Here is a 19,114-nt window from a genome sequence, read left to right on the forward strand (position 1 = left end):
CCGCTCTCCGGCGCGCGCCACGAAGGCGAGGCGCGCGCCGGAGAGCGGGGCCGCAGGATGAGGTGGCCCGTGAACATGCGTGAGCTCGTGAAGGACCTCGAGGCCCGCCGGGAGCAGGTGCGGCGGATGGGCGGCGAGGAGCGGGTGGCGAAGCAGCACGCCCGCGGGAAGATGACGGCGCGGGAGCGGCTCGCCGCGTTCTTCGACGACGGCGTGCACTTCGAGGTCGGGATGCACGGCACGCAGATGGGGATCGCGGCCGGCGCGGACGGGAGGGACCGGCCGCCGGCCGACGCGGTCGTGTGCGGGTTCGGCAAGGTCGACGGCCGGATGGTGTGCGCGGCGGCGTACGACTTCACCGTGAAGGGCGGCAGCATCGGGCACACGGGCGAGGAGAAGGTGACCCGGCTGCGGCAGATGGCGCTCCGCGGCCGCTGGCCGATGGTGTGGTTCATCGACTCGGGCGGGGCGCGCATCGATCCCGGCTCGATGCACCCGGACAGCATCTCGCTGTTCGCCGGCACGGGGCACCTGTTCCGCGAGCAGGTGCACATGAGCGGCGTGGTGCCGCAGGTGGCCGCCATGGTGGGGCCAGGCGCCGCGGGCACGGCGTACATCCCGGGGCTCGCGGACTTCGTGCCGATGGTCAAGGACATCGGCTCGATGGCGCTCGGCGGCCCGGCGCTCGTGCGCGCGATGACCGGCGAGGACATCTCGGAGCAGGAGCTCGGCGGCAGCAAGGTGCACGCGACGAAGAGCGGCGTCGGCGACGCGGAGGTCGCGAGCGACGCCGAGTGCGTCGCCGCGGTGAAGCGGTACCTCTCGTTCTTCCCGTCGAGCTGCGACGAGGAGCCGCCGCGCCTGCCGGTCACCGATCCGATCGAGCGGCGGGAGGAGTCGCTGCTCGACCTGTTGCCCGAGAGCCCGCGGCGCGCTTACGACATGCTGAAGCTGATCGACGCGATCGTCGATCACGGCGAGCGGCTCGACCTGAAGCCGCGGTGGGCGCGCTCGATCATCACCTGCCTCTCGCGCATCGGCGGCCAGCCGGTCGGCATCGTGGCGAACCAGCCGACCCAGATGGGCGGCATCCTCGACGTGGACGCCGCGGACAAGGCCGCGCGCTTCATGCAGATCTGCGACGCGTTCAACATCCCGCTCGTGTTCCTGCAGGACGTGCCGGGCTTCATGATCGGCTCGAAGGTCGAGCACGAGGGGATCATCCGCCACGGGGCGAAGATGCTGCACGTGATGGCCGCGGCCACCGTGCCGAAGATCACGGTGGTCGTGCGCAAGGCGTACGGCGCCGGCTATTACGTGATGTGCGGGCGCGCGTACGAGCCGGACCTCATCGTCGGCTGGCCGACCGCGGAGATCAGCGTGATGGGGCCGGAGGGGATGCTCGGGATCGCGGCGAAGAAGATGTTCGGGGACACGCCGCCGCCCGCCGAGGTGAAGCAGGGGATTGTCGAGGCGATCCAGAAGAACATCGACGTGATGAAGGTCGCCGGGTGGGGGCTCATCGACGACGTGATCGATCCGCGGGACACGCGCAGGGTGATCGCGTGGGGGCTCGAGCTCGCGCGGAAGAAGCGGGTGGAGCGGCCGGAGAAGAAGCGGGGGATCCTCCCCGTCTAGCGCGTGGCGCGGGCGCGGCGGGGACGGAGAGCCGGAGGAGAGAGAAGACCGCCACGGCACCGAGAGGGAAGGATAACCTTGTAGTTTGGCACCGCGCCGACGCGCGGGCCAGCCTTTTCAGGGATCACTCGTTCTCGTCATGGTCATTCTTCCTCGTTCATCGTTCCGTTTGGCGCCTGGCCCTCATCGGACTCCGGCGGCTTCGGCGTCGGCACGGGCCGCGGCGCGGCCGTGTAGAACGGCTCCGGCGCGCTCTTCACGCGGAGGAGCGTCGAGTTCTGGGCGGGGACGATGGCGGTATATGCGTCCAGGCCGAGCCGGGTGCCCGGCTCGTTCGCGTGCAGCGTGGCCGTGACCCGGTAGAGGCCCTCGCGGGCGAACGTGTTGTTGGGGCAGACCTCCCGCAGGAGGAGCGAGAGGTCGACCGACGCGCCGGGCTTCAGTGTTCTGAACAGGTCGCGCGGGATCGCCCCCGTCGGCGGGGACGCCGCGCACACGGTCGTGCCGTTCGGGCCGGCGACGTAGAACTGGAGCATCCGCGGCCGGACGGCCACGGTCATGGGGCGCTTGCCGGCGTTCCTCGCGCTGACCCGGACGACGATCGAGCGAGGGCTCGCCGCGTCGGACCAGGGCTCGCTCGTTAGCTCCAGGCGAGGCGCGTTGGCGTCCACGATCAGCCCGCCCGGCGAGCCGGCGCCGTGGTCTCTGGGTGACGGTGCCCGCGGTGCAGCGGCCTCGCCGGCTGGCCTGTCCGCGGAGACTTGAGCGGTCTTGTCGCCCGCGGGCCGAGCGGTCTTGTCGGCCTCGGGTCGAGCCGCCGCGTCGGCCGACGGCTGTGCCTGCTCGCCTGCCGGAGAGGGCGGTTCGACGCCGTCCGGGTCGCCCGCGGCGGCTTCCTTGGGGGGCAGATCGTAGCTCAGCACGACGGTGGGCGCGGCGAGCCCGGTCGCCGGGGCGAACGCCGGCGGATCGTCGGTCGACTCGACGGCGAACGGCGGCGAGGGCGCCTTTCTCGACCACTTGGGCGGCGGGCCCCAGCCGTACCACGCCCTCACCACCGAGCCGCCGGCGAGCGCAGCTGCGTCCTTGCCGAAGCAGAGCAGGCGCGGATCGAAATGCTCCATGTACGACTGGCCGGGCGCGAGCAGGAGCGCGCGCCGCTCCGGAAAGCCGCTCGGCTTGAGCCCCGCGGGGGCGGCGCAGCGGACCGTCTTCTTCGTGCGCTTGTTCAGCGTGTCGATCTCGAAGCGCAGCAGCCGCACGTCCGCCGGGATGCGCATGGGGCGCTCCCCGTCGTTGTCGAGCCGCAGCGTCCACGGCCCCCGAGGAGACGGCGCGATGAGCCAGACGCGCGCCGGCGCCGGCGGCAGGGGCGGGGGCTCGGGCGCCTTCTTCTTCGCGCCCGCCCTGGGCGCGGCGGCCTTGGCCCTGCCAGCCGGCGCGGCGGCGTCGGCCTTCGGGCTCCCTGCCGGCACGGCGGAGCTCGGCTTCTCTCCCGGCTGCGCGGGACCCGACTTCTCTTCCGCAAACGCAGGGCTCGACGCGAGCCCCAGAACGGCCACGGCGGCCGACGCGGCCGACGCGGCCGATGCGAACAGACAGGCGATCCGGGCGAGACGTGTGCGCATGGAGGATCCGTTCGGGAGCGAACGCTTCCGCTTTCTTTCTGGGGGCGTCAACCTTAGCGTGGCCAGCGCGCCTGGCCTCCCTCGGAGGGTCGGGCCGCTGTCTCCCATCGCTCGAAGCGTGGTCATGCGCGGTCTGTACGCCATCGTCGACACCGACTCGCTCGCGCCTCGCGGGCTCGATCCGGCGGCGTTCGCCGAGGCCGTCCTCGACGCGCGTCCCGCGGCCCTCCAGCTCCGCGACAAGCGGGGCGGGGCGGCAGGCACGCTCTCGCTCCTCCGCGCGATCCGGCCGCTCGCGGCGCGCGCGGGCGTGCCGCTGTTCGCGAACGACCGGGCGGATCTCGCGGTGCTGGCGCGCTGCGATGGGGTGCACGTCGGCCAGGACGATCTCCCGGTGCCCGCGGTGCACGCGCTCGCGCAGCGCGCCGGTGTCGCCCTGCGCGTCGGGCTCTCCACGCACACGCGCGCGCAGCTCGAGGCCGCGCTGCAGGGGCCGCCCGAGCACCTCGATTACGTCGCGATCGGACCCATCTTCACGACCTCGAGCAAGGAGCGCCCGGACGCCGTTGTCGGTCTCGAGGGGCTCGCGTCGCTGCGCGCGATCGTCGAGCGGGCGCGGCCGGGGCTGCCGGTCGTGGCCATCGGCGGGATCTCGCTGGAGAGGGCGCGCGACGTGGGCCCGCTCTGCTCCGCCGCGGCGATCATCGCCGCGCTGCTGCCGGAGCAGGGCGCGCCGACGTCGCGCGCGCTCGACGAGGTGAGCGCGCGGGCGCGGGCGCTCAAGGAGGCCCTCGCGCCGGCGGCGCCGCCCGGAGGGGGCGCGCGATGAGCCTCACGCTGCTCGCGGCGGCCGCCGCGGCGGTGGCCGTGACCGTGGGCTACATGGCGGCGCGCCGCGAGCGGGAGGCGTCGGGAGAGGACGGCGGCGAGAACGAGCGCGCCGCGCCGGCGGCGTCCCCCGAGGGCGCGCCGTGGGACGAGCTGCCGTTCGCGCTCGGCGACGTGGTCCTGGCCGGAATCGAGGAGCGCTGGCTCTCGGGCGCGATCGTGGCGCGCGAGCGGGGCGAGATCGTCGCCGCGGTGTTCCTCGCGCCCGAGGGCGCGGCGCAGGGGGCGGTGGCGGCCTTCCCCGCGCCGCGGCGCGAGATCCTGTGGCTCGCGCCCGCGGCCGTCGACTCGCCGGAGGAGCCGCCGGCGACGCTCGAGATCGCGGGCATGACCCTGCGGCGGCGGGCGCGGCTGCCGGCGGCGCTGGAGCGCCTGGGGCAGGGCGCGCCCTCGCTGGGCCACGCGGGGATCATCGCCCTGTACGAGGGCGGCGGGCACGACGCGGCCGTGGTGATCGCGAGCGAGGGGCGCATCCACGCCTGGGCCGGACGGCGCATCGAGGACGGCGGGTACGAGCGGCTGGGCGGCGGCGGCGAGGGCTGACGCGGGCCTGCCCCGCGGGGGATCGCTGCGTCCCTCAGCCGATGACGCTGCGCAGCTCCGCGATCAGCGAGGCCATCGCCAGGCTCGGCGAGGCGTTGCGCTCGAGCTGCGCCACGGCGCGGGAGACCGCCGCGTAGCGCCTGGCCGAGACGACGGCGCGGCGCGGATCGGCCGCGACCGTGGCGCGGGCCTCGCGGGCGAGCGCCGCGTTGAGCGCGCGGAGGTCGTCCTTGAGGGCGCCCTTGTCGCGATCCACCGACTCCGCGAACGCGACGGCGGGACCGAGGTCCCGGGCGGCCGCGGCCGCGAGGGCGCTCTTCACGAAGGCGTCGCGCGCGGCGGTCTGCTCCTCGTCCGCGAGCTCGAGCGCCGTGGAGGCGCTGCCCGCGGCGAGCTCCACGGCGAGGTCGTGGCGCTCCTCGGGCACGCCGTGATCGCGGAGGATGCCGCGGACGATCGGCTCGGAGAGCGGGGCGAAGCGCACGGGCAGGGTGCGCGAGCGGATCGTGTTGAGCAGGCGATCGCCGCGCGAGGTCAGCAGGACGAAGTGGGTGCCGGGCCGCGGCTCCTCGAGCGTCTTGAGGAACGCGTTCGCGGCGCCGACGCTGAGGTCCTCGGCGTCGCGGACGATGAACACCCGCGCGCGCCCCTCGTGCGGCGTGTAGGCGGCGTGCGCGAGCACGATGGCGCGGACCTGGTCGACCGAGATCTCGGTCAGCTCGTCGCGGCTCCGGCCGATGACGGCGGCGGGGTAGAAGTTCTTCGCCACGATCTGCACGTCGGGGTGCAGAGGCGACGCGGGGCGCCCCGCGGCGCGCGCGGCCGCGCGCCGGCACGCGTCGCAGCGGCCGCAGCCGAGCGGGTCGCCTCCGGTGCAGACGAGCGCCTGCGAGAGCGCGACGGCCGCGAGCTCCTTGCCGACGCCGGGCGGGCCCTCGAAGCGGTAGGCGTGGTGCACGCGACCCGCCTCGAGCGCGCGCACGAGCGTGCCGACCGCGGTGTCCTGGCCAAGGATGTGGGAGAACGGCACGGCCCGCTATCTAGCACGACCGGGGCGCGACCAGATCCCGGCTCGCGCGAGAGGCCGCCCGGCGTCCGCCCGCGCCGCGATCGTGCCGCTCCTCATTGCGAGCGGCGGTGATAGCTTGCCGCGCATGCGCGTCCTCGTGCTCGGCGGCACTCGATTCATGGGTCATTTCCTTGTCTATCGCCTGCTCGCGGCGGGCCACCAGATCACCCTCCTGAACCGCGGCGCGACGCCCGACCTGTTCGGCGATCGCGTCGCGCGGATCCGCTGCGACCGGGCGGCCGGCGATCTCGCGCAGGCGCTCGGAGGCCGCGAGTTCGACGTCGCGGTGGACTTCACCGCGTACACGGCCGCGGACGGCCGCGCGGCGGCTGTGGCGCTCGGCGGCGGGCGCGTCGGCCACTACGTGATGATCAGCACCGGCTCGGTGTACCTCGTCCGCGAGGGGTGCCCGCGGCCGTCGCGCGAGCGCGACTACGACGGCCCGCTGCTCAAGGAGCCCGCGGGCGAGGAAGATCGCGCGGCGTGGGCCTACGGCATGGGCAAGCGCGGCGCCGAGGAGGTGCTCGCGGCCGCCTGGCGGGACGATGGCTTCCCCGCGACCGTGCTGCGCCTCCCGATGGTGAACGGCGAGCGCGACCCCTACCGCCGCCTCGAGCGCTACATCGCGCGCGTGCTCGACGGCGGCCCGCTGCTCGTCCCGGACGGCGGCAGGAACCCCGTGCGGCACGTGTACAGCGGCGACGTCGTGAGGGCGATCGCGAAGCTGCTCCTCGTGCCGTCGACCTTCGGCGAGGCGTACAACCTCTGCATGGAGGAGACGCCGACGCTCTCGGAGCTGCTCGCGCTCGTCGCCGAGCTGCTCGGCGCGCCGGCGCGCCTCGCGCCCATCTCGTCGGCCGCGCTCCGGGCCCGCGGCATCGACCCGGTCGCGATGTCGCCGTTCAGCGACCGCTGGATGTCGGAGCTGGATCCCGCGAAGGCCAGGGCGGAGCTCGGCTTCCAGCACACGCCGCTCCGGCGCTGGCTGGAGACCGTGATCACGTCGCTGCTCGCGAACCCGCCGTCCGAGCCGCCGCCGGGCTACGAGCGGCGCGCAGAGGAGATGTCGCTCGCCGCCGGGACGGGGGCGGGGAACGCCGGCGCAACGTGAGATAAGAGGTAAGCTGAGCCCGTGAAAGGCGGGAGGGCCGGGAGGTCGTGCGCCGCCCGCGCGCCTCGCCGTGAAACCTCCGAAGGACTGGAGAGCTCGCGATGCAGGATGTAGAGCCCGGGCGGGTCTTGGCGGCCATCGACGCCTTCCTGAGCACGCCGCTCGACGCGGCGCTGTCGCGGCATCGCGAGGTCGATCCGTCGGCCGGCGCGCTCTCGCTGTTCCACGAGGTCGCCGCGACCGTCCCTGCGTATCGCCGATTCCTCGACGAGCACGGCGTGGATCCGGCGGCTGTCCGGACCCCCGCGGATTTCGCGGCGCTCCCGGTGATCACGAAGCAGAACTACGTGCTCCGGCATCCGATCGCGGACCTGTGCCGGGGCGGGCGCGTCGAGTCCTGCGACATGGTCGCCGTCTCGTCGGGCTCGACGGGCAAGCCGACGTTCTGGCCGCGATCTGTCACGGACGAGCTCCCGGTCGCCCGGCGCTTCGAGCAGGTGTTTCACGACAGCTTCCGGGCCGACGCGCGCCGCACGCTCGCGGTCGTGTGCTTCGCGCTCGGCTCGTGGGTCGGCGGGATGTACACCGCCGCGTGCTGCCGTCACCTGGCGGCGAAGGGGTATCCGATCACGGTCATCACGCCGGGCAACAACAAGGACGAGATCTTCCGTGTCGTCCTGGATCTGGGGCCGGCGTTCGACCAGGTGGTCCTGCTCGGATATCCGCCCTTCCTGAAGGACGTGATCGACACGGGGCGGGCGCGCGGGATCGACTGGGCGCCTCTCCGGATCAAGCTCGTGACGGCCGGCGAGGTGTTCAGCGAAGAGTGGCGGAGCCTGGTCGGCGAGCGCGTCGGGTCGACGTCGCCCTGCTACGATTCGGCGTCGCTGTACGGGACGGCGGACGCGGGCGTGCTGGGCAACGAGACGCCGCTCAGCATCGCGATCCGCAGGTTCCTCGCCGGGAGGCCGGACGCCGCGCGCGCCCTCTTCGGTCAGGACCGGCTCCCCACGCTCGTGCAGTACGACCCCGCGGCGCGGTTCTTCGAGCAGCGCGAGGGGATGCTCCTCTTCTCGGGCGAGAACGGCGTCCCGCTCGTCCGTTATGCGATCCTCGACAGCGGGGGCATCCATTCGCACGCGGACATGATGGCGGCGCTCTCCGGCTTCGGCTTCGATCCGCGGCGCGAGCTCGACGGGGAGCGCGGCGTCCGGGAGCTGCCGTTCGTCCACGTGTTCGGGCGCTCGGATTTCACGGTGTCGTACTTCGGGGCGAACATCTATCCGGAGAACGTGGTCGTGGGCATCGAGCAGCCCGGCGTGAAGGAGTGGGTGACAGGGAAGTTCGTGCTGGAGGTCCGCGAGGGCGCGGACAGGGACGCGTCCCTCTCGGTGGTTGTCGAGCTCGCGCCGGGGGAGGGGGAGAGCGACGCGCGGCGCGAGGCAGCGGCGCGGTCGATCGAGGAGCACCTCGCGCGGCTGAACAGCGAGTTCAGGAATTACGTGCCGGCGGGGAAGCGCGCGCCGCGGGTGACGCTGAGGGCGGCGGGAGATCCGGAGTACTTCCCGCTCGGGGTGAAGCACCGGTACACGCGCAAGTCCGGGGGGTGAGGGCGGCCGAGATCCACGAACTCCTCGCGCGACAGGTCCGGGCCGGCGTGGAAGACGCGCCATCGCGGCGCGGCGCGACGCCTCGGCCCGTCCCCCCGCGAGGCGGCGGGGGGAGCGAAGCGACGCGGGCGCACTCGCTTGCTGCTCCTGCTGGTAGAAGGGTCGCCCAGACCATGCTCGATCCCTCCCCCCCGCTCCTCGTCCTCGGCTGCGGCTTCACCGGCGCGGTGGTCGCCGGCCTGCAGCGGGCGTCCGGCGGCCGCGTCGTCGCGACGACGCGCTCCGCCGAGCGCGCCGCCGAGCTCGCGCAGGCCGGCATCGACGTGCGCGTCCTGCCGGCGCTCACCGCCGAGGCCGTCGACCGGCTCGTGGCGGACGGCGCGGACGTGCTCGTCGCCTTCCCACCCGACGGCGCAACCGACGCCGCGATCGCGCCGTCGCTCCGCCGCGCGCGCGCGATCGCGTACGTGTCGTCGACCGCCGTGTACGGCGACGCTTCGGGGCGCATCGACGAGGCGACGCCCACGTCGGCCGACGGCCCGCGCGCCGCGGCGCGCCTCGCGGCCGAGGCCGTGTACCGCGAGCGCGGCGCCGTCGTGCTGCGCGCCGCGGGCATCTACGGCCCCGGCCGCGGCCTGCACCAGCGGCTGCTGCGCGGCGACTTCCGCATGACCGGCGAGGGCGATCAGCAGGGCAGGAACGTCGTCTCGCGCATCCACGTCGAGGACCTCGCGCGCCTCGCGCTCGCGGCCCTCGCGGGCGCCGCCCCCGGCGAGGCCTTCCTTGTCGCGGACGACGCGCCCGTGCCGCAGATCGAGGTCGTCCGCTGGCTCTGCGCGCGGCTCGGCCTGGGGCTGCCGGCCGGCGCGCCGCGGGAGGATCTTCACGAGACGCTCCGCCACGACCGCGCCGTGGACAACGCGAAGATCAAGCGCGCCCTCGGCATGACGCTGCTCTACCCGAGCTACCGCGAGGGGTTCGAGGCGTGCCTGGCCGTCGAGGCCGCGGCGCCGGCCCTCGCCGCGGCCGCTCCTCGGCGTCGCGGGTGAATCGCGAGATCCGGGCCAGCGCACGTGCCAACATCAGGCGTCGAACGGCGCGAGGGGCACGAGGGCCCTCGGTGCCGGTGAAGGAGCATTGCATGAAGCTTGGGTATTGGACGTTGCTTGTACTGGCGGTTGCCGCGGTGGGCGCGGGCTGCGGGGACGATGAGGGCGGGAGCGGCGGCGCTGGGCCGGGAGGCTCGGGCGGAGCGGGCGCCGGCGGGGGAGGCTCGGGCGGGGCGGGCACCGGCGGGGCCGGCGGCACGAGCGACGGCGGGGCCGGCGGGCAGACCCCGATGCCGCCTTGCGAGCCGTCCGACCCCACGCTGGCCGGCCGCGACGCGGACGAGCTGTACGCGGCAGACGAGATCCCGCGCTTCGACTTCCACCTTCCGGAGGAGCGCTGGGCCGAGCTCAAGGAGAACGCCCGCGACGAGGAGTACGTGGAGGCCGAGGCCTGCTACAAGGGCAAGAGCCTGGGCGTCGTCGGCCTGCGCTTCAAGGGCGGTTATGGCACCCTGGCGATGTGCTTCGACGCCGAGGGAAACCTCACCTGCCCGAAGCTCAGCATGAAGGTGAAGTTCGACGAGTACGTCGACGGCCAGCGGTTCTACGCGCAAAAGCGCCTGAACTTCCATTCGATGATCTGGGACCCCACCCGGCTCCACGAGCGGATCGCCTACGGCCTGTACCGGGAGATGGGCGTCGCTGCCCCGAGGAGCGCGTGGGCCACGCTGCACGTGAACGGCGAGTCGCAGGGGCTCTTCTCGATGGTCGAGGAGGTGGACGGCCGCTTTCTGGAGAGCCACTTTCCCGAGGGGCCGGACGGCGATCTCTACAAGGAAGCGTGGCCGGCCACGGGCGACGCGAGCTACTACGCGGAGCGGATCGAGACGAACGAGGACGAGGCCACGCACGAGCGCTTCGTCGCGTTCTCGACCGCCCTCTCGTCCGCCGAGGGCGACGAGCGCCTCGCCGCGCTGTCGCAGTGGACGGACGTCGAGCAGCTGCAGCGCTACATGGCCGTCGACGAGGCGATCGTGAACTGGGACGGGGTCACGACCTTCTACGTCGACAGCGCGGGTGGCGCCAACAACCACAACTTCTTCATCTACGACGAGCCCTCCTCGGGCAAGTTCCACCTGATTCCGTGGGATCTCGACCAGACCCTCGGCGCCAGCACCTACTTTGGCCATGTGCCCCGCTGGACCGAGACGCCGGCGACCTGCCCCACCGTGCTCCCGGTGTTCATGGGCGCCGAGCGGGTGCGGGTGCCGGGCTGCGACGCGCTGTTCGGCGCCTTGAGCCAGGACGCGGCGGGCTATCAGGCCGCGCTCCAGGCGCTGCTCGACGGGCCGTTCAGCGAGGGGCGGCTCGAAGAGCAGGTGGAGAAGTACGCGGCGCTGATCCGCGCTGCCGTCGAGGAGGACCCGCTCGGACCCGGCCTCGCTGCGTGGGAGCTGGCCGTCGAGCGCCTCGAGGACGAGGTGCCGATCCTGCGCGAGCGCCTGGGCCGGTTCGCCAGCAACACGCCCCTCCTGCCCTTCTCGTTCACCGCGGCGGGGATCAACGACTTCGAGGCCGCGGACACGCTCGAGCTGTACGTCGGGACGCTGCTCGCCACCAACAGCGCGTCCGGCGCCGTGCAGAGCCTCACGCAGGACGCGCCGCTGAACGGCGCGCAGAGCCTGCTCCTGAGCTTCGATTTCCGCGACGAGGCGTACGCCTGGGGGCAGTATGTGTACTTCACGGCGCCCGTCGCCGAGGGCTCGGTCGACGTGACGCCGCTCGAGGGCGTCCGCTTCTGGGCGCGCGCCGACGCGGCGCGCTGGCTGCGCGTCGACGTCGAGAGCCCCGCGCAGAGCAACGGGATCGCCGGCGTCCGCCACGGCTGGGACGTGCGGCTCGGCGCCGAGCCGACGCTCATCGAGCTCAGGTTCGCCGACATCGCGCTTCCCGGCTGGGCCATCGACCAGGGGCTCGACCCCGGCGACGACGTGAACGACGTGCTCGCGTCGATCATCGGCCTCGCCTTCAGCCCGGAGATGAACGGCGTCGGCGCGAGCGGCTTCCTCGGCCGGAACAAGGTCGACTCGGGCGCCGTCGTGATCGACGACGTCGAGATCTTCGGCGCGACGTCCGGCGCCCCGTGATCGCCTGACGCCGCGGCCCGCCCGATCTCTCCGCGCGCTCTCCGGCGCGCGCCCTTGTGGTCCTTCAGCTCATCTCACCACCGCCGGCCGCGCGGCGCCGCCCGCGGGCCGGCCGGCGGCGTACCCCGCGGCGGAACCCGAGGCCGGCGGCGAGGAGCAAGGCGGCGACCCCGCCCGCAGAGGGCGTGTCGGCGCCCAGGCGGCAGCCGCAGCCCGATGACTCGCCGCTCCCGGAAGCGCCGGCGCCCGAGCCGGTGGACGGCGCCCCGCCCGAACCCGACGCGGCGTCGCCCGCGCCGGACGACGAGATGGGGTCGAGCCCCGCGCCGACCGACGACGTGGCGGTGGGCGGCGGCGGCTCGTGGACGCACGTGCCCGCCTCGCACCGCTCGCCCGCGGGGCACACGACCCCCTCGCAGACCTCGACGCACGCGCCCTCCCGGCAATAGGTGCCGGCCTCGCACGTGACGCCGGCGCACGCCGCCTCGACGCATCGCCCGCCGTCCATGTCGCAGCGCTCGTTCGTCGGGCACCCGCGGCAGTTGCACTGGAGCACGCACACGCCCCCTTCGCACACCTGGCCGGAGTTGCACACGACGTCCTGGCACGGGTCGATGCAGCGCCCGGCGCGACAGACCTGGTCGTGCGGGCACACCACACCGTCACACGGAGCGCGGCACTCGCCCCCCTGACACACCTCGCCCACCTCGCACGCCACGTCGACGCAGGCCTCCTCGACGCACAGGCCCTCGCGGCACACGAACCCCGACTCGCACGGGAACTCCGCAGACTCGCAGTGGTCCACGCAGCGGCCGCGGTTGCACACCTGGTCCTCCGGACAGGGCGCCTCCTCGTCGATGACGTCATCGCAATCGTTGTCGACGCCGTCGCACTGCTCGGCCTGGCTGCCGGGCAGGACGAAGGGAGTGCAGATCACCTGTCCCTGCGCGTCGCAGTCGGAGATCCCGAGGCGGCACGCGCCTATGTTCTCGTCGACCTCGCACGGCTGGCCGGCCTCGGGGCACGTGATGCCGGAGAAGCGGAACAGGAAGTCCTCGTAGTCGAGATCGTTGCCGTTCACCCCTGCCGCGCCGGCCGCGTTCAGGAAGTCGAGATCCTCGAAGCCCAGGTAAAACGTGTTGAGGAGCTCGTTCGACCTGTAGATGAGATCCGAGTACCACGGGCCCGGGGTCGCGCACGCCGTACACTCCACGTTGAACCGGTGCTCGGTGTAATGGTACTGCGTGGCATTCTCGTTGCCGGTGCCGTTCGGGTTGGGGATCAGCACGAACCCGATGAGTCCGCCGGCGTACGCGGGATTCTCGCGGATCGAGACCGCCGTCAGCTCGCGCATCGCGGCGGGCGGCAGGTCGGTCGAGAAGGGAAAGAGGATCTGGATATCGCTGTCCGGCGCCGCCGTGTTGAGGCCTGCTCTGGAGTTCACAGGAACGTACACCGGCGGGTCGTCGCTCGCGCGGCTGTCGTCGACGTTGTACCAGCCGACGGCGAAGTTGGCGCCGCCTCCCTTGGCGATGTACTTGCCGCTGAACTCGCAGAGCGGCGAGAACACCTGCGGCTCCACCGCGGCGTCGGCCACGACGTCGATCCTCTCGTCGATGTCGTCATTGTCCGCCGACCCGTTGACCAGGCCGCTCAGTCGTCCAGGGCTCGCAGGCACGACGGTGCCGTTCGGTTGCACGACGTCGGCGCGCGCCGTCCCGCCCGCGCCGAGCGCCGCCAAGAGGGCCACACACCACGCAAGAGCAGACGGTTTGCTGAAGGTCGACCAGCGCATCGGGCTTCCTCTCCTGAAAGGACGCGTGAGTCCGAAACGACAAGTGGACTCCAACTTCGCTCGCTTGTCCAGGCGGACCGCGCTCGCTCGGATCAACGATCGAGCGACGTGGACGGCCATCCAACGCAAGATGACACGATCCGCCTGCGCGCCTCCCTCACCATGAGCTTACGACACCCACCGAGCTCCTCGGTGCCCGACACGTCGCCTGCTGGGGGTCGATGCTCGAGCTCGTGCGTGATCTTGGGGCAACGTGCTCCGGCCCGATCGGACCCGCGATCCGCCGCGCGCCGCCGGCGGCGCGCGATCGACACGGGAGCATGATCGGGCAGCGGCGCCGCGGTCGCCGTCAGCGACGGGAAAACCGCGGTCGATCTGCGAGAGCCTCCGGTTCGCTCGCTCGAAGAGCGGGCGCCGGCCGGATGGTCAAAATCAAGCCGAGTCCGCTCAGCATTCCGAGGACCGCCATGCCAACCACGGCCTCGACGCCGAGATCGTCGAAGAAGCGCCCGGCGCCGAACGCAACGATGACGATACCGAGGTTGAGAAAGCTCGCGTTCAGGGCGGTGATGGTGCCCCGGGCGTGGCGTGAGCTCTGCCCCAGGCCGGCGTGATGGACAGGGCCCGCAATGCCGTACCCCAGCGCCCAGACCACCCCCGCGAGCGCGGCCATCGGCAACGAGAGCGGCGGGAGCACGCCGACCACCAGACATCCGACGAGCGTCGCGACGATGCCGCCGACGACGACCCGCGAGCGCGAGCCGGCGAGCCTCTCGGTTCGGCCGATCAAGGAGTTCCCTACCACCGTCGCAAGTCCAAACGCGCCGACCAGGATGCCTGTGGCCTCGGTCTGCAGGTGGAAGCGACGACGCAAGATCTCGGCCAGGACGGTGGTGACGCCGATCGACAGACCCAGCCACAGAAAGCTCGCCGCGAGCCGTCGCCGGACGCTGTAGATGGCGAGCGCCTCTCGGAACGTCCTCCAGAACCCGAGGTTCCTTGCGACAGCGCGCCGGACAGGCATCCGCCCTACCAGGACGGCGGCCACGAGCGCCGCGGCTGCGACGAGGAGATACGCCGCTCGCCAGTCGAACCGTGCGGCGAGCAGGGCGCTGACGACCGGCATGACGACGAAGCTGAGCGTCAACCCCATGAAGACGCGGCCCGTGGCCGCCGGCTGCGCCTCCTCCTCGATATCGTCGTTGATGATGGCCAGCGCGTTCGGCTGGACCGCCGCGGCGCAGAGGCCCCCGAAGGTGCCAGCCGCGACCGCGTACGTGAAGGAGGACGCCAGGGCGATGAACGCTGCTGCAGCGCTGAACCCGACGAGCCCGGGGAGCAGCAGCGCCTTGCGCCCGAACCGATCGGACAGGGGGCCAAGAAATGGCGCGAGGGAGGCATAAACGAGGGCATAGCTCGCCGGCAACCAGGCAATCCGCGCAGCAGGCACACCGAAATGAGCGCCCATGGCCGTCATCATCGGCCCCGCGATCACCTCCGCCGTCCCGATGAGAAACATGACCAGCATCAGCGGGAAAAGCCGCCGGGTTGGCACATGAGGCACCGCGCGACGAGCGGGGGGATGGCTATCTTGAATTGTCACCCAGTGATTACCTGCGTTGCCGGCGACGGCTTCGCGTCGCCGTCGGGGCCCAGCGTTCGGCGGCCTGTCGCCTCGGTCAGAAAAAGTGAACCTCGAGCTTCAGTTCATCGATATAAGACCAGTTCATGGTGCCGTGAAGAGAAAACTCTTCTGGGGCAAAAATCCGCTCGTCGTTCGGTTCTTCCTCGTAGGTGAGCCCGTTGCAGATGTACCGTTCCAGGTAGTCGTAATCGGTTGGTACGATGGCATCTTTCCCGTGCGCCGTCACGTCGAGGATATAGTTGACATCGCCCGCCTGGTAGATGCTCACCACCGGGGCTAGGTGCGCCATGTCGAGGTGCTTCAGAAACTCGATGCCGAAGTTGTTGGCGCCGACTTCGAAGTCGATCCTGTCTTTTCGCATCTGGTCGGTGACCACGCGAGGCTCTTCGCCCAGGTTATTGTAGAGGTGAAGGTTGGGGGAGTCTTTCCCTGCCTTGTCGTAGATGTACTCGTACCTGGTGTTCTTCACCTTCTTGGCGTTGGAGATGAAGTAGTAGTGCCCCAGGCTATGCAAGATCATGAACGTCTTGGAAGAGAGCGAGATCCCTTCCCGGAACGTGAATGTCTTGTGCTTGATGATGGCTTTGATGTTGTTCGGGTGGGATTCGACCATGTTGTATTCCAGGTCGAACATCTCTGTGGTCTGCTGGACCAGCCTCTCATAGTCGCCCGGGCTGACCATCTCCAGGACGCTCTTGATCTTGTCTTTCTTTGAAGCGACGCTGGGCTTCATCCTTGCTGACGTGCTTTCTTGCGTTTCCATACGATCCTCTCTTGATTTGCCTTGAAAATGAAGTGACAGAAGATTGTCGCCGGGTCGCGAGATCCGCTCTGACGCCGGGAGCGGCCCGCCGTCTCGCACGCCGCGCTACTTCGCGTCGCCGCTCGAGGCGGCGACGCCGTCCAACAGCGAAGGGAGGGCATGGCCCATTCGAAGGCGCTTCGTCTCCAGGTAGGGCGCCGAGAATGGATTGGCCGGAATGAGCGCTGGTGCGCGCGAGGCGACGCGCACGCCGAGCGCCAGGAGCGCGTTCACCTTGTCGGGGTTGTTCGTCAGGAGCCGGATCGACTCGATGCCCAGGTACTCGATCATCGCGGCCGCAGGCTCATAGCCGCGGGCGTCGTCGGGCAGCCCGAGGAGGCGGTTCGCGTCGACTGTGTCGTGCCCGATCGATTGCAGCTCGTAGGCGCGGATCTTGTTTGCCAGGCCGATCCCGCGCCCCTCTTGCCTGAGGTAGAGCACTACGCCGAGGCCGTGCCGCCCGACCTCGGTCTGCGCCGCATCGAGCTGCTCGCGGCAATCGCATTTCAACGAGCTGAACACCTCGCTCGTGAGGCACTCGGAATGGACACGAAGGGTGACCCCAGATTTCCCTTGAACTTCACCCATGACCAGGGCGACGTGATCGGGGGAAAGCCCGTGCTCGGGATTGGTCGGGCTGAGCCAATGAAATACCAGCATCTGAAAGACTCCATGCTTCGTGGGAACAGGAGCCTGGGCGCGTATCTTGAGCTGAGGCCGGATCGCCGTCTTGGGGACGTGCATCTCGCTCTCCTTTCGAACATGTTCAGCCCTCTGAACAAGCGACGATTGCCGCGAGCGGTGACCTCGCCGTTCGGGAGGATGCAGGCATGTCGCTTCGAGGTGCTGTGTCGTAGCGTACGTGTGGAACAAACTCAAGAACGCATTTGCGGTCTCCATTCGATTTTTGTCACGGTCGATATGCGCTCGCGAAGCGTGAGATCTCGAACCAGGACCTCCGGCGCGCTGCGGACGGGTTCGATGAAAGAAAGCCAATCTGGGTGAATTGATCTCCCGGGCTTGATGGAGGAGAAAATTCGCGACGTGTTATTCCTCGAGGTACCGATCGCAATCGAAGGCGCCGGTGCATGGTCTACGGCCGCGCGCCCTCTTGCGTCGGCCCGTCAGCGGGGGAATGTCACCACCCGGTGGCCCCCTCCGGCGGGCCGGCGCCGCGCGGCCCGTCAGCCGAACATCTCGATCGCCGCGCCGGTCACGGCCTCCGGTGCGTCGAGCGCGGCATACACGATGAGCCGCGCCACGTCGTCCGCGCTCATCTGCGGAGGGAATCCGCTGCCGACGAGCATGTCGGTGTCCACCGAGCCCGGGAGCACGGCGATCGACTGGAGCCCCGTCCCGCGCAGCTCCTCGGCGAGGCTCTTCGAGAGGCTGACGAGGCCGGATTTCGACGCAGCGTAGGATGCGTTGCCGGGGGACGCGAGGGTCGAGGAGATGCTGCCGACGTGGACGAGCCGGCCGCGCTTCTCAGCGAGCATCGCCGGGAGGAAGGCGCGCGCGACGAGGTACGGGCCGCGGAGGTTGACGGCCATCACCTCGTCCCAGGCGGCGGCCGAGGTCTCGTGGACCCGCGCGCCGCGGCGCACGATGCCCGCGTTGTTGACGACGACGCGGGGCGCGCCGAGCCGGGCGACGACGTCGGCGGCAGCGCGCGCGACCTGCTCCTCGGAGGCGACGTCGCAGGGGATCGGCAGCGCGGCGACGTCGAGGCGGCGGACCTCGTCGGCGGTCTCGTCGAGGCGCGGGCCGGGACGACCGAGGAGCGCGACGGCGAGGCCGCGCCGCGCGAGCGCAAGGGCGGTGGCCCGGCCAATACCGCGGCTCGGCCCGGTGACGACCGCGAGGCCGATCATGCCCGCCCCCCGGAGAGCGTGGCGGCGAGGGCGAGGTCGCGCGCCGGGCACGACTCGGCGAACGCTCCGGCGACCGCGATCGTCTCGATGAGGGCGCCCGATTTGCGCTCCCCCCGCGAGACGAGGCACGTGTGGGTAAGGGAGAGCTTGCACAGCGCGCCGCGCGCGCCGAGCTCGCGCACGAGCAGCTCGACCAGCTGCCCGCCGATGCGCTCCTGCAAGGTCAGCCGCCGGGAGAGCGCGTCGAGGACGTGTGCGAGCGTGCCGATGCCGGCGACCTGCGCGCCCGGCAGGTAGGCGACGATCCCGGCGCCGTGGGCCGGCAAGAGGTGGTGCGGGCACATCGTGGTCACGGCGAGGTCGCGCGCGACGACGAGCCCGCGATCGAAGGGGCCCGCCTCCATGGCGCCCTTGCGGAGCATGGCGGCCGCGTCGATCGCCTCCCCCTCGATCAGGTCGTCCGCCCAGGCGTCGGCGACCCGTGCGCCCGTGCCCGCCAGCTCTCCCTCGATGTCGCGCCCGAGGGCGCGAAGGAACTCTTCGATGGCCCGGGCTGCTCTGCGCCGATCGACCATGGCGACCTCTTTAAATTGAATCGGATTCAATTGGGTGGCGAAGGAAAGTGGAGAAAGAAAGTCGATGAGCACGTAAAAAGAGCAAAACGGTTTGGGGATGTCAATGGCGATCGGCTCGTGTCTCTTCGATGTGACATGGTGATATAGAAGTGGCCGGCCAGTGTATCTGTTGGTGTTGTACAGTGATGTCGCGACTGCGCTGAGTGGTCGATTGGCCGAGGCGACGCGCTCGCGGCGTCGCGCGGCGCCGCGAACGATTGACATTTCACCGTGTCTGAATCATGAGCTTTGTTCACCATGAATGTTCGACTTGTGCACGAGTTTCGCTTCGAGGCAGCCCACCGTCTTCCCAAAGTGCCGCCTGGACATAAATGCGCGCGCCTCCATGGCCATAGCTTCAAGGTCGAGGTCGCGATCCGGGGACCCGTGAACGAGGAGACGGGGTGGTTTCTCGATTTCAGTCATCTCTATCAGGCCTGGGCTCCCCTCTACACGGCGCTCGATCATAACTACCTGAACGAGGTGCCCGGGCTGGAGAACCCGACCAGCGAGGTGCTCGTTCGATGGATCTGGGACCGGCTCGCGCCGTCGTTGCCCTTCTTGAAGCGGGTCACGGTCTTCGAAACCTGCGACGCCCGCTGCGAGTACGAAGGCGACTAGAGCGATAAACGGGTTGAAACTGCCTGAAAAGCGCAGAACTTCGAACCGCCAAGACACCGAGGACGCCAAGGACGGAGAACTAT

At 70.9% G+C, this 19,114-nt stretch carries 16 protein-coding genes; 8 read left to right on the top strand and 8 right to left on the bottom strand.

Translation table 11 applies throughout. The annotated features are described in order from the left end of the window. Positions 1 to 75 precede the first annotated feature (75 nt). Positions 76 to 1,638 carry an acyl-CoA carboxylase subunit beta gene (locus WMF28_RS08665; protein ID WP_437604230.1) on the top strand — a complete coding sequence of 521 codons (1,563 nt, stop codon included), beginning with the start codon at positions 76 to 78 and terminating at the stop codon, positions 1,636 to 1,638. A gap of 143 nt (positions 1,639 to 1,781) precedes the next feature. Here the strand turns inward: WMF28_RS08665 and WMF28_RS08670 are convergent, their stop codons facing one another. Further along, complete coding sequence (locus WMF28_RS08670) at positions 1,782 to 3,266, bottom strand: hypothetical protein (RefSeq protein ID WP_437601628.1); 1,485 nt, start codon at positions 3,264 to 3,266, stop codon at positions 1,782 to 1,784. Positions 3,267 to 3,390: 124 nt separating this feature from the next. Between WMF28_RS08670 and WMF28_RS08675 the strand changes: the two genes are divergently transcribed. Further along, positions 3,391 to 4,095 carry a thiamine phosphate synthase gene (locus WMF28_RS08675; RefSeq protein ID WP_437601629.1) on the top strand — a complete coding sequence of 235 codons (705 nt, stop codon included), beginning with the start codon at positions 3,391 to 3,393 and terminating at the stop codon, positions 4,093 to 4,095. Then, entirely contained in the window at positions 4,092 to 4,697 is a 606-nt protein-coding gene (locus tag WMF28_RS08680) for a hypothetical protein (protein ID WP_437601630.1), read from the top strand. The genes WMF28_RS08675 and WMF28_RS08680 overlap by 4 nt, the downstream gene beginning before the upstream one ends. Before the next feature lie 34 nt (positions 4,698 to 4,731). On the opposite strand, the gene WMF28_RS08685 is transcribed toward WMF28_RS08680, so the two are convergent. Beyond that, entirely contained in the window at positions 4,732 to 5,727 is a 996-nt protein-coding gene (locus WMF28_RS08685; RefSeq protein WP_437601631.1) for an ATP-binding protein, read from the bottom strand. Between the two features lie 124 nt (positions 5,728 to 5,851). Between WMF28_RS08685 and WMF28_RS08690 the strand changes: the two genes are divergently transcribed. The 4 genes from WMF28_RS08690 (at position 5,852) to WMF28_RS08705 (ending at position 11,683) form a co-directional block, all read left to right on the top strand. After that, positions 5,852 to 6,877 (top strand): NAD-dependent epimerase/dehydratase family protein, encoded by a 1,026-nt coding sequence (locus WMF28_RS08690; protein ID WP_437601632.1) that lies wholly within the window; start codon positions 5,852 to 5,854, stop codon positions 6,875 to 6,877. Positions 6,878 to 6,978: 101 nt separating this feature from the next. Further along, on the top strand, positions 6,979 to 8,487 hold the full coding sequence (locus WMF28_RS08695; protein ID WP_437601633.1) for a phenylacetate--CoA ligase family protein: 1,509 nt from the start codon (positions 6,979 to 6,981) through the stop codon (positions 8,485 to 8,487). A gap of 173 nt (positions 8,488 to 8,660) precedes the next feature. Then, a complete protein-coding gene (locus WMF28_RS08700; RefSeq protein WP_437601634.1) occupies positions 8,661 to 9,536 on the top strand; it encodes an NAD-dependent epimerase/dehydratase family protein in 876 nt (291 codons plus the stop codon). Positions 9,537 to 9,628: 92 nt separating this feature from the next. Next, positions 9,629 to 11,683: a CotH kinase family protein gene (locus WMF28_RS08705; RefSeq protein ID WP_437601635.1), complete on the top strand. Its 2,055-nt coding sequence runs from the start codon at positions 9,629 to 9,631 to the stop codon at positions 11,681 to 11,683. A 64-nt stretch (positions 11,684 to 11,747) separates the two neighbouring features. On the opposite strand, the gene WMF28_RS08710 is transcribed toward WMF28_RS08705, so the two are convergent. The 6 genes from WMF28_RS08710 to folE all read right to left on the bottom strand — a co-directional run bounded on the left by WMF28_RS08710 (position 11,748) and on the right by folE (position 18,371). Next, on the bottom strand, positions 11,748 to 13,478 hold the full coding sequence (locus WMF28_RS08710) for a hypothetical protein (RefSeq protein WP_437601636.1): 1,731 nt from the start codon (positions 13,476 to 13,478) through the stop codon (positions 11,748 to 11,750). Positions 13,479 to 13,827: 349 nt separating this feature from the next. Beyond that, positions 13,828 to 14,997: an MFS transporter gene (locus WMF28_RS08715; RefSeq protein ID WP_437601637.1), complete on the bottom strand. Its 1,170-nt coding sequence runs from the start codon at positions 14,995 to 14,997 to the stop codon at positions 13,828 to 13,830. Positions 14,998 to 15,157: 160 nt separating this feature from the next. Continuing rightward, a complete protein-coding gene (locus tag WMF28_RS08720) occupies positions 15,158 to 15,886 on the bottom strand; it encodes a hypothetical protein (protein ID WP_437601638.1) in 729 nt (242 codons plus the stop codon). A gap of 105 nt (positions 15,887 to 15,991) precedes the next feature. After that, positions 15,992 to 16,825, bottom strand: coding sequence for a GTP cyclohydrolase II (gene ribA, locus WMF28_RS08725; protein ID WP_437601639.1), 834 nt, complete (start codon positions 16,823 to 16,825; stop codon positions 15,992 to 15,994). 284 nt (positions 16,826 to 17,109) lie between these two features. Continuing rightward, positions 17,110 to 17,796 carry an SDR family NAD(P)-dependent oxidoreductase gene (locus WMF28_RS08730; protein ID WP_437601640.1) on the bottom strand — a complete coding sequence of 229 codons (687 nt, stop codon included), beginning with the start codon at positions 17,794 to 17,796 and terminating at the stop codon, positions 17,110 to 17,112. Continuing rightward, a complete protein-coding gene (gene folE, locus WMF28_RS08735; protein WP_437601641.1) occupies positions 17,793 to 18,371 on the bottom strand; it encodes a GTP cyclohydrolase I in 579 nt (192 codons plus the stop codon). Before folE ends, WMF28_RS08730 begins: the two co-directional genes overlap by 4 nt. Positions 18,372 to 18,668: 297 nt before the next feature. On the opposite strand from folE, the gene queD reads away from it, so the two are divergent. Further along, the gene (gene queD / locus WMF28_RS08740) at positions 18,669 to 19,031 is read left to right on the top strand and encodes a 6-carboxytetrahydropterin synthase QueD (RefSeq protein ID WP_437601642.1); all 363 of its coding nucleotides are present in this window, start codon (positions 18,669 to 18,671) and stop codon (positions 19,029 to 19,031) included. Positions 19,032 to 19,114: the final 83 nt, after the last annotated feature.

Source organism: Sorangium sp. So ce590, from assembly GCF_051521365.1.
Taxonomy (GTDB): Bacteria; Myxococcota_A; Polyangia; order Polyangiales; family Polyangiaceae; genus Sorangium.

Coding starts and splice junctions, on each gene's coding strand:
- WMF28_RS08665 (WP_437604230.1), top strand. CDS start 76: ATGCGTGAGCTCGTGAAGGACCTCGAGGCCCGCCGGGAGCAGGTGCGG.
- WMF28_RS08670 (WP_437601628.1), bottom strand. CDS start 3,266: ATGCGCACACGTCTCGCCCGGATCGCCTGTCTGTTCGCATCGGCCGCG.
- WMF28_RS08675 (WP_437601629.1), top strand. CDS start 3,391: ATGCGCGGTCTGTACGCCATCGTCGACACCGACTCGCTCGCGCCTCGC.
- WMF28_RS08680 (WP_437601630.1), top strand. CDS start 4,092: ATGAGCCTCACGCTGCTCGCGGCGGCCGCCGCGGCGGTGGCCGTGACC.
- WMF28_RS08690 (WP_437601632.1), top strand. CDS start 5,852: ATGCGCGTCCTCGTGCTCGGCGGCACTCGATTCATGGGTCATTTCCTT.
- WMF28_RS08695 (WP_437601633.1), top strand. CDS start 6,979: ATGCAGGATGTAGAGCCCGGGCGGGTCTTGGCGGCCATCGACGCCTTC.
- WMF28_RS08700 (WP_437601634.1), top strand. CDS start 8,661: ATGCTCGATCCCTCCCCCCCGCTCCTCGTCCTCGGCTGCGGCTTCACC.
- WMF28_RS08705 (WP_437601635.1), top strand. CDS start 9,629: ATGAAGCTTGGGTATTGGACGTTGCTTGTACTGGCGGTTGCCGCGGTG.
- WMF28_RS08710 (WP_437601636.1), bottom strand. CDS start 13,478: ATGCGCTGGTCGACCTTCAGCAAACCGTCTGCTCTTGCGTGGTGTGTG.
- WMF28_RS08715 (WP_437601637.1), bottom strand. CDS start 14,997: ATGTTTCTCATCGGGACGGCGGAGGTGATCGCGGGGCCGATGATGACG.
- WMF28_RS08720 (WP_437601638.1), bottom strand. CDS start 15,886: ATGGAAACGCAAGAAAGCACGTCAGCAAGGATGAAGCCCAGCGTCGCT.
- ribA (WP_437601639.1), bottom strand. CDS start 16,825: ATGGAGACCGCAAATGCGTTCTTGAGTTTGTTCCACACGTACGCTACG.
- WMF28_RS08730 (WP_437601640.1), bottom strand. CDS start 17,796: ATGATCGGCCTCGCGGTCGTCACCGGGCCGAGCCGCGGTATTGGCCGG.
- folE (WP_437601641.1), bottom strand. CDS start 18,371: ATGGTCGATCGGCGCAGAGCAGCCCGGGCCATCGAAGAGTTCCTTCGC.
- queD (WP_437601642.1), top strand. CDS start 18,669: ATGAATGTTCGACTTGTGCACGAGTTTCGCTTCGAGGCAGCCCACCGT.